The sequence below is a fragment of the Tsuneonella flava genome (assembly GCF_002870965.1).
Classification (GTDB): domain Bacteria; phylum Pseudomonadota; class Alphaproteobacteria; order Sphingomonadales; family Sphingomonadaceae; genus Tsuneonella; species Tsuneonella flava.
Genome location: NZ_PHSO01000006.1, coordinates 100228 through 112796 on the forward strand (window position 1 = coordinate 100228; position 12569 = coordinate 112796).

The following is a 12569-nucleotide window of genomic DNA, read 5'->3' on the forward strand; positions in this document are numbered from 1 at the left end:
AGCGGGCAAACCGGCATGCAGCGGCAATCGAAAACCATACCCGATCACAGCGATCCGGGCGACGAAGCGGCGATTCACCTCGCCGCGCTGCGCCGGTTCGTCTCGCGCCGGGTGGCAGATCGCGATCTGGTGGACGATCTGGTGCAGGAATCCTATGCCCGCCTGCTCGCCCGCGCTGGCAGCGATCCGGTGCACCAGCCGCAGGCCTATCTGTTCCGCGTGGCCAGCAATCTGCTGGCCGATATCCATCGGCGGGAAACGGCCAGCGGGCCGATCCAGCCGATCGATGTGGACGAATTGCCCGTTCGCCCCGAACAGGAAGATGCCACCGGTCTGGCCGATTTGCAGGGCGCGTTCGAAGCGGCGCTGAGCGAACTGCCGCCGCGCTGCCGCGACGTTTTCATTATGCGCCGGTTCGACGATCTCGATACCGGCACTGTCGCCCAGCGTCTCGGCATCAGTCACCGCATGGTGCAGAAACATCTGAACCGGGCCGTGACGCACCTCTATGTCCGCCTGCGCGGCCAGCCGGGAGAGGCGCCATGAAGCGCAGACATATCGGCCTGGGCGAACGCGCGCCCGAAGTGTTCGAGCGGCTGTTCGACAATCGTTCGAGTGCGCTGCACCCTGCAGACGCGGAGGAAGCCGCCGATTTCTGGGATCAGCTGGGCCAGTTCGAACGCCCGCCGCTGTCGCATGAAATGGCCGATGCCCCACAGGGCGGCTGGTTTGCGCGCAGCAAGTCGCCGCGCTGGCTCGCCGCTGCGGCAGCGGTTGCTGCGTTCCTGACAACTGGTGCAGTGATATACAGCCAGCGCGAAGCCCCTGCCTCTCTGCCCGGCCTGACACAACTGGCCGATGCAGTGATCGACCGCGAAGAACCCGGCCACACTTACACCGCCGGACGCGGTCAGCGCAGCATCATCGCGCTGAGCGACGGTTCGGAAGTCACGCTGGCCCCGGAAAGCACGATCACAGTCCATTATACGGAAAAGCAACGCCTGATCCGCCTGATCGACGGGGAGGCGCTGTTCCGTGTGGCGCATAACAAGGCGCGCCCGTTTATCGTGAAGGCCGCGGGCGGCGAAGTCATGGCAGTGGGCACTGCCTTCGACGTGCGCCTGCGCGACAAGAGCAAGGCCGCGCAAGTGACCGTGGTCGATGGCGTAATCCGCATTTCCGTGGCCGCCCCGCATAAAGAAACCGGGTCCGAAATCGCCCGACTGGCGCGCAAGGGCGAACAGGTGGAATTCGGATCGCGCCCCGATGGCAAATCGGCGCAGGGTTTCATCGGGGCGAGCAGCGAAGTGAACCTCGACCTGTCAGTCGTGTGGACCAACGGAATGCTGTTCTTCGATGGCGAACCGCTGGAAGAGGCGATCCGTATCGCTAACCGGTATTCCAGCCAGAACATCGTGCTGAAGGATCAGAGCCTGCGGAATGTCCCGGTGTACGGGCTGATCCGCCAGGGTGACACTGCCGCGCTGTCGGACATTATCGAACATCCGGGCGCATTGCGGGTGGAACGCAGCGACAGTGCCCGACTGGACGGCGCATCCGCGCCGCAATCCGCTCCTAAACAAGGGGAATAAAATGAAGTACCTGCCGCAACTGATCGCCGCCGGGATGATCCTGAGCACTTCGACCATCGCGCAGGCCGCGGCGAACAACACCGATACAGCCGCCAGCACCACCCACGCCGATGCCAATGCCGCGCTGACGCAAGTGCAGGCGACGTTCGACAAGAACTATCCCGCGCTCGAAGCGATGTACAAGGACATTCACGAGCATCCCGAACTGGCGTTTCAGGAAAAGCGCACCGCAGCCATTCTGGCGAAGAAGATGCGCGCGCTGGGTTTCGACGTGACCGAAAATGTCGGCAAAACCGGCGTCGTCGCGCTCTATCGCAACGGTCCTGGCCCGGTGGTGCTGATCCGCACCGATATGGATGCCCTGCCGATGGAGGAAAAGACCGGCCTGCCTTACGCCAGCAAGGTTCAGCAGGAAGTGGACGGCAATACCTATTTCGTCGATCATTCGTGCGGCCACGATATTCACATGGCATGGTGGGTCGGCACGGCAGAGGCATTGCTGGCGATGAAGGATCGCTGGCACGGCACGCTGATGTTCGTGGCGCAGCCTGCGGAAGAGGTCATCTCCGGCGCGAAAGCGATGCTGGACGACGGGCTGTTCACCCGCTTCCCTAAGCCGGACTATGGCTTTGGCGCGCACATCGGTGCCGATACGCTGGGCACCATCTCTGTCAAGCAAGGGGTAATCAGCTCCGCTTCCGACCGGATCAGCGTCAGGTTCCACGGCGTTGGCGCGCATGGCTCGATGCCCGACAAATCGATCGATCCGATCATGCAGGCCGGGCATTTCATCACGGGTGTGCAAAGCACGATCAGCCGCCAGAAAGACCCCAAGCAATTCGGCGTCGTCAGCGTGGGTTCGATCCATGCCGGATCGGTCGCCAATATCATCCCCGATCATGCCGACCTGCAACTGACGCTGCGCTCGTTCGATCCTGAAACGCGCAAGATCATCAACGACGGTGTCGCCCGCACGGCAAAGGCCGCCGCCGATATGGAACGTGCCCCGGCCCCCGAAGTGACCCACGTTTACGGCACGGGATCGGTCGTCAACGATCCCGATCTGGCAGCGCGGGCCGCGACTGTGCTGAAGGGCGCGCTGGGCGACAGCCGGGTCGCGTTCATCCCCGCCAGCGAGCCGGGCGGCAGCGCGAGCGAGGATTATTCCGAATTCGTCTCCGCCGGGATGCCGAACTCGGTCTATTTCTGGATCGGCGGCACTCCGCCCGAAATGATCGCGAAGTACAAGAGCGAAGGAAAGCCGGTGCCGGTCAACCACTCGCCCTATTTCGCGCCTTCGCCCAAAGGGTCGATCAAAGCCGGGATCGAAACACTGACTCTCGCCACGCTGATGGTGGCGGGCAACGACGCGCAATAATCCCCGCCCGATCCCGGTGCGATTGCAAACGAGGTTTGAAACCTGCGTTGCATCGCGCCGGGTCGGTGCCGTGATTGGGCTGGTTGGCTGGGCCGAAATCAGGGGCCGGAATCAGGGGCTGGAATCAGCAACGCCGATTGGTGTCATGATCCGGGCCGGTATTGGGGCCTGTGGTTGGGGCCGATCGGGACAGCTTGCGGGCTGGCTGGTGAGCTGGCGATTTTGCCGGTTTTTGGCGATTTTGGGCGATTTCGAGCCCGAAACCGGACTTACCTGTCCAATAGAGCGCCCTGTCGGGGCAGCGTGACAGCCTGTGCGATTACATGCGGTGCAATCGAGGATGCTTTGCGAAATAGCTACGCTATTACAGCGTGTTGCGCGCCATATATCGTGGTGAAGATGTAGGTGAAACCGGGCCTGAGCGGCGCTGCCGGGTGATTCCCTGTGCAGTTCCGGGTGCTCATCTGGCCGGTGCTATCTGGGGGCTGTCGGGCCGGGATGCAGCATTTCCGGGCAGCGTTTCCGCCACCCGGAAATATCTGTAATACATGCCTTATTTGGCGTTCTTCACGTATTGGTCGAACCAGTCGAAGCTCTCCGCCAGAACATGCAGGCGGCTCTCCCGCGCGGCATAGGCATGGTCTTCATAAGGCAGCATCTCCAGCTTGGCAGTCGCCCCCACGCCCTTCAGCGCATGGAAAAACCGCTGCGACTGAATCGGATAAGTACCTGTATTACTGTCGATTTCTCCGTGAAAAAGGAGGATCGGCTCGTTGATATCGGTCACATGCATGAACGGCGACATCGCCTGATAGACCTCCGGCGCCTGCCAGTATGTCCGCCGTTCGCGCTGGAATCCGAACGGTGTCAGCGTGCGGTTGTAGGCCCCGCTCAGGGCATAGCCGGCGGCAAAAATATCGCTGTGTGCCAACAGGTTAGCAGTCATGAACGCACCATAGCTGTGCCCGGCGACACCCACTGTCTTGCGATCCGTAACCCCTTGATCGACCAGCATATCCACCGCCGCCTGAGCATTGGCGACCAGTTGTTCGACATAGGTATCGTTGGCTTTCAACCCGCCCACAATCGGCATCGCCGCATTCGCCAGCACGGCATAGCCTTGTGTCAGGAACAGCATGTAATCGCTTGAAACTCGGTTAGAACGTCCCGAATATCGATAGGGCGAACCACGCACCTGCCCGGCCCCGCTCTTGCTGGCATATTCGCGCGGATAGGCCCAGACGATGGCGGGAACCTTGTTTCCTTTCTTATAGTTAGGCGGCAAATACAGCGTCCCGCTCAGCGGCACCCCGTCCGACCGGACATAGTTCACCAGTTGCTTGCTCGAATAACGCAAGGCATGTTCGGGCCGCGGCAGATTGGTCAGCGGCTTGCTGTCCTTCGCCGCCAGATCGCGGAGCATGTAGTTCGCCGGATCCAGACTGGTTTCGTACCGTGTAATCAAGCGCTTGGCCTGATCGTCGAGTACTGCGACAACACTCTCGTAACTCGCGCCGGAGGTTGCAAACACCCGCTCCGACTTCAGCGTTTTGAGGTTGAACCGGTCCAGAAACGGATGGTCCCCGTCAGGCGAACCGCCCTGCCCTGCCAGATAAATCCAGTCGCCATTCTGCCGCAGAACCGCCCCGCCCTGTGCGGCCTTCGTCACCGGCGATCCGGGGTCGGAATACCAGTCGTCGGCATTGTGCGACCACAGCAGTCGCGGCTGCGAAGCGGGCTGCATCACATTGGCAAGCCACACTTTTTCCCCGCGCGTCGCCCATGCGAACTGCTTCACTATCGCCTGCCGACCGTTGTCGGCAAATGCAAACAGATCGCTGCCATCGAGATCGTCCGATGCGCTGACGATGCGGTCGGCGGTACGCATCAATTCGCGCGGCTCGCCATCGAACGGTGCCTCCAGCACCATCACACGGTCCCGATAATCCGCTGAAACTGCCGGATTTCCCTGATCGAGCGGTTCGACATACATCACCGCCGCGGGCGAAGTCGGCCGCCACTGATGGCCACGCTCCCCCGCCAGCGCCCAGCCCATGCTTTCGGGCCCGGCATTGTTGATCGGCACATCGGCCAATTCCTTCACGACACTACCATCGGCAGACAGAATTTCGACCTGTTTGGGAAACCGGCTGGCAGGCACAAGGTACGAATAAGGCCCGACAATTCGGGTCGAGAGATAGTACCGCCCATCTTCCGACGGCTTCAGGCTTTCGTAAATTCCGGCCTTGGCAAACGGGGTCTTCTTGCCGCTGACAACGTCCACGATCATCGGCTGCGATGTCATGTAATAATCGAACAGCTGCTCGTCATACTTGTCGGTGAGCAGGTTGGTGAAGGTCCAGACCGGTGCTTTCTTGCCATCGGTCTGCTGCACCGAAGGCCCTGTCGGCACACCTCTTTCCGGCGCAGGTCCGCGATTTTCCGGGATAAACTGGCACATAATGCGGCGGCTATCGGCCATCCAGTCACACGGCCCGGCAGAGGTGCTGGCAATGCTGCTGGCGACATTGATCGATGGACCGGACAGCGCCCGCACCTTGCCGCTGACGGCATCGGCCACCCACAACTCAATTCCCTTCGCTGTGGTGTAAAGGAAAGCGAACCGGCTGCTGTCAGGCGCCCACATCGGCGGGCCAAGCTTGGCCGCGTCCAACGCAACCCGATGTTCTGCACCGGTTTTCAGGTTGACCAGGCGATACTCCACCCCGCGCCCGGTGTACGAAGAGTTGCGGTCATATGCCTTCGCATCGTAGGGTCCGTTGGTGGCGGTGTTCACCCGCACACCGGCAAGCCGCGCCATCGGCACAGCGCGATCGGCAATCGATGGCATTCCCTGCAAGGTCGTGAAAACGGCCCAGTTTCCATCCGGGCTGACACTGGCCGCCGGGGGTGGCGGAATATCGAGGATTGCGGCCACCTCCTGCGGCGGTTCGCGATATTCATCCTGCGCGCTGGCACTGGCAGGGACGAAAACGCCCACTGTCAGTGCGGCGTAGGCAATCAGGCCGATAATCCTCATCAAACTATTCCCCCCAAATCAAAATCTTGCGGCTTCGGGATATTCCATACGATAATAATGCATCGGACGGCGAGCAGCGCCAAAGCGACCGCCCGCCGTACCGATTGGCGCATCAGAACTTCTTGGTAGCACCAAGATAGAAGAAGCGCCCGACGCTATCGAACAGCGAGCTTCCGTATGCGCCGGTGTAAGTGGACGGCGTCCGCGGCGGATGCTCGTCGAACAGATTGTTTACACCGAACTGAAGGCTGCTGCCGTCGTCGAGTTCGTAGTTGATTGACAGGTCGTGATAAAATCGTTCGTCAACAGTGAGGCCGCCGTAATATTCGGCCGATTTCTCCACATCGAGGCTCGACGGGCCGATATAGCGAACCTTCCAGTTAGCCCGCAGATTACCCACCGTGTAGCCGAGGTTGAGGTTGGCACGCCAGGTCGGGTTTTCGTATCCCCCATCCTTGATCAACAGAGTCGTTTCATCCGTCGCGTCCACCAGCTCTTCCAGCTTGTCGAGATAGGTGAGCGTGGCTGTCACCGTCAGGCGACCGGGTAGGCTGGACGAAATCTTGTCGAGATATGTGTGATAACTCGCTGCAAAATCGACGCCTCGTGCCGTCAGCGATCCGACATTGACCTGCCGCAGATCGATGGACGAGATCACATAGGGATCACTCAAACCGACGAAGTTTCCGCGTGTCACCAGCGCACAGAACGGATTGTCGAGCGTTTCTGAATCGACACACTTTTCGACAATCGAATTGCCACTGATCGTCTGAATGGCATCGTCGATCTTGATCGACCACCAGTCAGCCGAAAGTGTAAGACCATCGACAGGAGTGGTCACCACGCCTGCAGTCCACGAATTCGACGTTTCTTCCTGAAGATCGGGGTTGCCGCCCAGGCGCGTGGTCAGTGCCAGCGAAGCCGCCGGGTCGACCCAGCCAACCGGAATGCCCAGCGCGCGGCAATTTGCCAGGCGATTGGGATTCTGGTTGATTTCCGCAGCGTCGCACGGATCCGCCGTAATATTCAGCGCGCCGATTGTTTCCGGTGCGAACAGCTCCACGATGGTCGGTGCACGAACGCTGCGCGAACGGGTTACCCGGAAACGCAGATCGTCGATCGGTGCCCACTCGCCACCCAGTTTCCACGCAAGCGTGCTGCCGATTGTGTCGTAATGCGAATAACGCGCGGCACCTTCGACCTGCAGCGATCTGCCGAGAAAGCTGTCTTTCAGAACAGGGACGACGAATTCGGCAAATGCTTCAACCACTTCGGCGCTGGCATCAACCGATTCGCCACCGTTATCGGTACGATAAAGCAAGCCACGAGCACCCAGCGGATCGTCCAGAGTGGAGAGCGAATCCCGGCGATATTCTGCGCCAATAGCGACACCCAGCGGCCCTGCGGGCAAATCGATCAGGCTACCTGTCGCCTGAATGCCTGCAAGAAGCTGCTCGTTGGTGACCTCACGCATGAAAGTCGCTGCGAAATAGGCTTTGTCTTCGTCAGACACCATGCCGTCGAACACACTGATAGGCCTGCAACCAGCGGCCTGTGCAGCTTCGCTGCGGCATACCATTTCGCCAGTGCCGGGATCGATGACAGCATCGACCGCTTCGTAGAAACGGCTTTCGATACGGCTGTTTCCGCGCTTGTAGCGCTGATCGCGGCGACCGTATTGCGCGAACGCTTCCCAGTCGAAATTGGCCACTTTGCCCCGCAAGCCGCCCGTAACGGTGTAGATATAGCGCGAGTTGCCATGCTCACGATTGCCGAAGATATATTCCCCTTCGTAACCGACCTTGAGCGACGAAAGCCCGTTGGCATCCATCAACGCGGTGACTTCGTCCGGTAGCGTCGGGTTATCGCGCTGCAGAGTCAGGCTTGAATCGAAGAACCCCTGCCCGTTGGTTTCGCTGTTGGCGAAGGAGAATTCGAAATCGGTGAACGCTGTAATATTATCGCTCAGTTCGTATTTCAGACCAGCGATCGCCGAAAAGCTTTCCCGCGGATTCCGCAGATTACGTTCGCGATTGTCGTATCCGTAGTCACCACCCGAACAGTACGAGCCGTAGCAATCGACACCGGATTGCGTGGCCAGACCATTATCATAATAATACCGCTGGCCACCAATGACGAAGCTCGGTTCATACGAACTCGTAATCGTGCGCGGGTTGGTGATGACGATCCGATCGGGGATCCCATCGTCTGGCCCGGTGTTGTCGGGATTGTTCACGAACCGCAGTGCGCCTTCACCATAGGTGTAGCTGCGATCAGTGTATTTCAGTGTCTCGCTCTTGCTGTAATTCAGGCCAAAACGCGCCGAGCCTCGACCGTCAGCGAATTGCCCTCCGCCTGACGTCGAAATCCGGTACGTCGCGCCGTCACCGCGATCGGACAGACCGACACGGCCCGACACTTCGAACCCTTCGATATCATCCTTGAGGATGATGTTCACCACCCCCGAAACGGCGTCGGCACCATAGACCGCCGAGGCGCCGCCGGTGATGACTTCGACACTCTTGATCATCGATGTCGGAATGGCAGAAACGTCGACCTGCGAGCCATCGCGCGACCCGGAAACCCGGCGACGCCCATCGACGAGTACCAGCGTCCGGTTCTCGCCCAGACCGCGCAAGTTGATGAAGCTGGCGCCGATATCGCGCTGGAACGTGTCGTTGCTCGATCCCAGACCCACAGCGATTTGCGGGCTTTGCATCAGAACGTCACCGATATCGTTCAGGCCGGTATTCGCGATCTGTTCGGCGCTGATAATCGTCGTCGGCGTGGGATTATCGAAACCCGAACGCGCGACGCGAGATCCCGTCACGACAATGGCACCCTGAGTATCGGCGCTGTCCTGCGCTTGCTCAGATGCATTCGGGGTGCCGCTGTCCTGTGCATATGCCAGCGAAGGCATCAGGCACATCATCAGCGCTGTGCTGCCGCACAAAATTTGCTTCCTTCTGCGCATTGCACCAGCGACCGAAGCCTGCCCCATATTACTGTCCGTCATAATTTTCCCCGCATATTTCGATCCAAAGACGTAACAATCTTGCAATGATCGCAGGGCATGCGAAGCAGCAACATTTGGCAAGACCATAGCCTGTCGTTATGGAACGCCGAGATAGGCTGAAATTTTTCAGGAGCGATCTTTCTCACCGCAACTGAAACTTATAGATAGCCTGAATAACTCAACAGAATTTTGTTGCACTGCACAAATCCCCGATTTCTGTTGATTTGAGCCGTCCCACGAATAACCGTCGATCTACTTCACCAAGACTGAAGGCCTTTCTTGGCATTTTCAAACCAACCTCATCATCTCAACTCAAATGATCGCATGCATAGTCATTGGTTATGGATATGCCAAAAACTCGACCTTGTGTTGCGGGTCTGGCAGCTTCACCCTTCGCTTTCCGATGCTGCATCGCAGCGTGATAGGCCAAACAAGGAACCGACTTGTCTGTCTTCGTTCGCAAACATCCGATCCATGCCTGCGCCATTCTTGCGGGCCTGACGCTTTCGCTGTCGCCAGTCTCGAATAGCTTTGCCGCCAGTTCACCGGCGACAGAAACAAATCAGGCGATCCGGGCAATCATCTCCGACAAGCAGCACGAAATTGCCCCAGGCTGTATTGTCGGGACGTTCAAAGACGGTTCCGCGCAAAAGATGATTCCTCAGGGCTACGCCGATATTGAAAACCGCCAGCCAATCGATGGCGACACTCAGTTCTACGCGGCCTCGATATCCAAGCAATTTACAGCATTGGCAGCGGCAACTCTGGTCGCTCAAGGCAAACTGGCGCTGGATGACGATGTGCGCCGCTATCTGCCGGAATTGCCCGCCTATCGCGCACCGGTGACTGTGGGGATGCTGATGCATCACACATCGGGTATTCGCGATTCACTCGGGCTGTTGCGCCTCGCCGGCATGAACGATGTCGGACGAGCGTCGAAAGAGCAGGCACTTCACTTGCTGTTTCAGCAGCAGGGCACCGATTTCGCACCCGGCACTGCCTACCGATATTCGAATGGCGGCTATCTGCTACTTGCCGAAATTGTAGAGCGCGTTTCGGGACTGCCCTTCGCTGAATATGTAAGGCGCGCGGTGTTCGAACCGATCGGCATGAAAAGCGCCTATTTCATCGATAATAACCTTCGTCCCGGCACTTTCGCCCACGGCTATCTCCCTGTTGGAGAAGGTTTCGCAGTGCGTGATACCTTCCCGCGGTTCAGCGGATCGGGCGGCCTGATGCTGTCGATGAACGATCTGGCCCGATACGAATACGATATCGATCGCGGCCATAAGGTGTGGACCCCGCGAATCGCCAAAATCATGCTGACACCCGGGCGCTATGCCGACGGCAGCCTGATCGATGATGGAAACGGGCTAAGTTACGGTGGCGGCCTCCACCTTGGTGAAAAGGGAGGCCAATACGTCGTGATGCACACAGGATCGGCAGAGGCGCTGAAACACGCATATACGCGCCTGCCGGGTCAGCATCTGGCATTTGCGATCCTGTGCAACCGCGGCGACTGGACAGCCAGCGCGAAATTGCGGGATGTGATAACCGCCAGCGGGGTCCGCTATCCCGGTTTCCCGGCCACTATGCCTACTGGCACCTTCTATTCGGAACAGCTCGAATCCCGCTATCGTCTTGCGCCCGAAGGGGATGGTTTACGGGTAGAAATATCGTCCGACCTGACTGCAAGGCCGACTGTCCGGCACTTCACACCGCAGGACGATGGCCGTTACCATGATGGTTCGATGTCGATCACGCCCACGGATGATCCCGCACGGATTCTTGTCGGTCGGGGTGGCATAGAAGGAATTGCCCTTATCCGCCGCGATAAAGATGTCACCGAATGAAAAGGGGTATGCTGAGCGAAGCGATGGAGAGCGAAAAATGCTCGCCCTGCCCTTCTGCATCAGACAAAACCCCGGACATACTCGTGCTCGGCGCAGGGGTAGTCGGTATTACCACCGCCTATGCCCTCGCGCGGCGTGGCTTTTCGGTGACCATCGCCGATCGCGAAGCCGGACCGGCACAAGGGGCCTCGTTCGCAAACGGAGCGCAGCTTAGCTACGCTTATACAGACGCATTAGCTCAGCCGTCGCTTCTTCGCAAAATGCCTTTTCTTTTCGCCGGACTCGATCCGGCATTTCGTGTCCGTCTGTCCCCCGATCCGGATTTCTTCCGCTGGGGGCTGGCCTTTCTGCGAAACTGCACACAGGCTCAGTTCGACAGCAATACGCTGGCCACGCTCAGGCTCGGTCTCGAATCGCAAGCCGCGATGGCCGATTTGCGCGAAAGGCACCCGTTCGATTTCGCCCATACAGTGCCGGGCAAAATGCATATCTTCAGGGATGAAGGCAGTCTCAACCATTCGCGTACCGTTGCCGCGTTAAAACGCAGCGCCGGGATTGAGCAGGAAATACTAACCTCCGCACAAGCAATGGCCATTGAACCGGCCTTGCACGACGCCGGACCGATCGCAGGGGCGTTGTGGACACCCAGCGATGAAGTTGGCGATCCCTATCGCTTCTGCAAAGGTCTGCTGGCCGTGCTTGTCAGCCGATATGGCTTGAAAACCGCGTATCGTTTCTCAGCTGCACAGATCACACAGAAACGAGATGCAGTCATCGTGGTCGATGACGAGGGCAACGAACTATCCGCCAGCAATGTTGTCGTGTGCCTTGGCGCACAGACTCCGCGGTTTCTCGCTCCCTTGGGAATTCGCGCCCCAATCGCGGCGATGAAGGGCTACAGCTTTACCGCTCCACCCGGCAAATATGCACCGACTGTCAGCATTACCGATGCAGCGCGCAAGATCGTTTACTGCCGCCTGGGCGATTCAATGCGGGTCGCCGGTCTGGCAGAATTGAACAACAACGATCCAGCCCCTGACCCGGCGCGCCTGCGCCATCTGATCGATCAGGCCAAAGCCGCGATGCCATATGCTGTTGATTACGAGGCAATTCGCTCCGGATGGGCTGGTCTGCGGCCGATGACGCCCAATTCTCAACCAGTGATCTCGCAAGCCGGACAGAGAATTTTCCTGAACGTAGGGCACGGTATGCTGGGCTGGACGCTTGCGGCCGGTTCTGCCGAAAGAGTGTCTGCACTGGTGGAGCAATCGATCGGTCAACACCGTCAAATCAGAAAGGCATCGTGAATGACACATCCCTCACCTCCGCCGCTCAGCCGCTTCCGGCGTGCGGGTGATCTTGTCTTCACCTCAGGCCAGCTACCGCGCGGCAGCGACGGGGCAATTGTCGAAGGCGGGATCGAAATTCAGACCCGGCAAGCTCTTGCCAACCTCTCCGCAGTTCTGGAAGAAGGAGGTGCACGGCTCGATCAGGTGGTGAAAGTGACTGCATGGCTGACCGATGCAAAGCTGATGCCTGCATTCAACGAAGTCTATCGCGAGTTCTTTGCAGAGCCGTTCCCCTGCCGATCCACGGTTATCTGTGGGCTAGTGGCCGGCGATGTAGAAATCGAAGCGATTGCCTGCGTAAGATAGTTCTTCGCCACAATTGGGCCGCCACATACAATACC

At 59.1% G+C, this 12569-nt stretch carries 8 protein-coding genes; 6 read left to right on the forward strand and 2 right to left on the reverse strand.

Going from position 1 to position 12569, the window contains the following annotated elements; genetic code table 11:
- Nucleotides 1-15: 15 nt before the first annotated feature.
- The 3 genes from CV013_RS10300 to CV013_RS10310 are packed head-to-tail and all read left to right on the forward strand — an operon-like array spanning nt 16 to nt 2970.
- On the forward strand, nt 16-546 hold the full coding sequence (locus CV013_RS10300; RefSeq protein ID WP_102155375.1) for an RNA polymerase sigma factor: 531 nt from the start codon (nt 16-18) through the stop codon (nt 544-546).
- Nucleotides 543-1592, forward strand: a complete 1050-nt coding sequence (locus CV013_RS10305; RefSeq protein WP_102155377.1) for a FecR family protein — start codon at nt 543-545, stop codon at nt 1590-1592. Before CV013_RS10300 ends, CV013_RS10305 begins: the two co-directional genes overlap by 4 nt.
- Before the next feature lies 1 nt (nt 1593).
- Nucleotides 1594-2970, forward strand: coding sequence for an amidohydrolase (locus tag CV013_RS10310; protein WP_223805227.1), 1377 nt, complete (start codon nt 1594-1596; stop codon nt 2968-2970).
- Between the two features lie 553 nt (nt 2971-3523).
- On the opposite strand, the gene CV013_RS10320 is transcribed toward CV013_RS10310, so the two are convergent.
- Both CV013_RS10320 and CV013_RS10325 read right to left on the reverse strand, forming a co-directional pair.
- Nucleotides 3524-6010: a S9 family peptidase gene (locus CV013_RS10320; protein WP_102155381.1), complete on the reverse strand. Its 2487-nt coding sequence runs from the start codon at nt 6008-6010 to the stop codon at nt 3524-3526.
- A 112-nt stretch (nt 6011-6122) separates the two neighbouring features.
- Complete coding sequence (locus tag CV013_RS10325) at nt 6123-8963, reverse strand: TonB-dependent receptor (RefSeq protein WP_190276495.1); 2841 nt, start codon at nt 8961-8963, stop codon at nt 6123-6125.
- A gap of 506 nt (nt 8964-9469) precedes the next feature.
- On the opposite strand from CV013_RS10325, the gene CV013_RS10330 reads away from it, so the two are divergent.
- From CV013_RS10330 to CV013_RS10340, 3 genes are read left to right on the forward strand one after another with little or no spacing between them, the layout of a single operon-like run.
- Entirely contained in the window at nt 9470-10879 is a 1410-nt protein-coding gene (locus tag CV013_RS10330) for a serine hydrolase domain-containing protein (RefSeq protein ID WP_223805226.1), read from the forward strand.
- Nucleotides 10876-12186 (forward strand): FAD-dependent oxidoreductase, encoded by a 1311-nt coding sequence (locus CV013_RS10335; protein WP_223805225.1) that lies wholly within the window; start codon nt 10876-10878, stop codon nt 12184-12186. The genes CV013_RS10330 and CV013_RS10335 overlap by 4 nt, the downstream gene beginning before the upstream one ends.
- Complete coding sequence (locus CV013_RS10340) at nt 12187-12534, forward strand: RidA family protein (protein ID WP_102155385.1); 348 nt, start codon at nt 12187-12189, stop codon at nt 12532-12534.
- The last annotated feature ends 35 nt before the right edge of the window (nt 12535-12569 follow it).

Bases quoted from the DNA above. Each gene is read 5' to 3' on its own strand.
- CV013_RS10340 (WP_102155385.1), top strand. From the start codon at position 12,187: ATGACACATCCCTCACCTCCGCCGCTCAGCCGCTTCCGGCGTGCGGGT.
- CV013_RS10320 (WP_102155381.1), bottom strand. From the start codon at position 6,010: ATGAGGATTATCGGCCTGATTGCCTACGCCGCACTGACAGTGGGCGTT.
- CV013_RS10335 (WP_223805225.1), top strand. From the start codon at position 10,876: ATGAAAAGGGGTATGCTGAGCGAAGCGATGGAGAGCGAAAAATGCTCG.
- CV013_RS10305 (WP_102155377.1), top strand. From the start codon at position 543: ATGAAGCGCAGACATATCGGCCTGGGCGAACGCGCGCCCGAAGTGTTC.
- CV013_RS10310 (WP_223805227.1), top strand. From the start codon at position 1,594: ATGAAGTACCTGCCGCAACTGATCGCCGCCGGGATGATCCTGAGCACT.
- CV013_RS10300 (WP_102155375.1), top strand. From the start codon at position 16: ATGCAGCGGCAATCGAAAACCATACCCGATCACAGCGATCCGGGCGAC.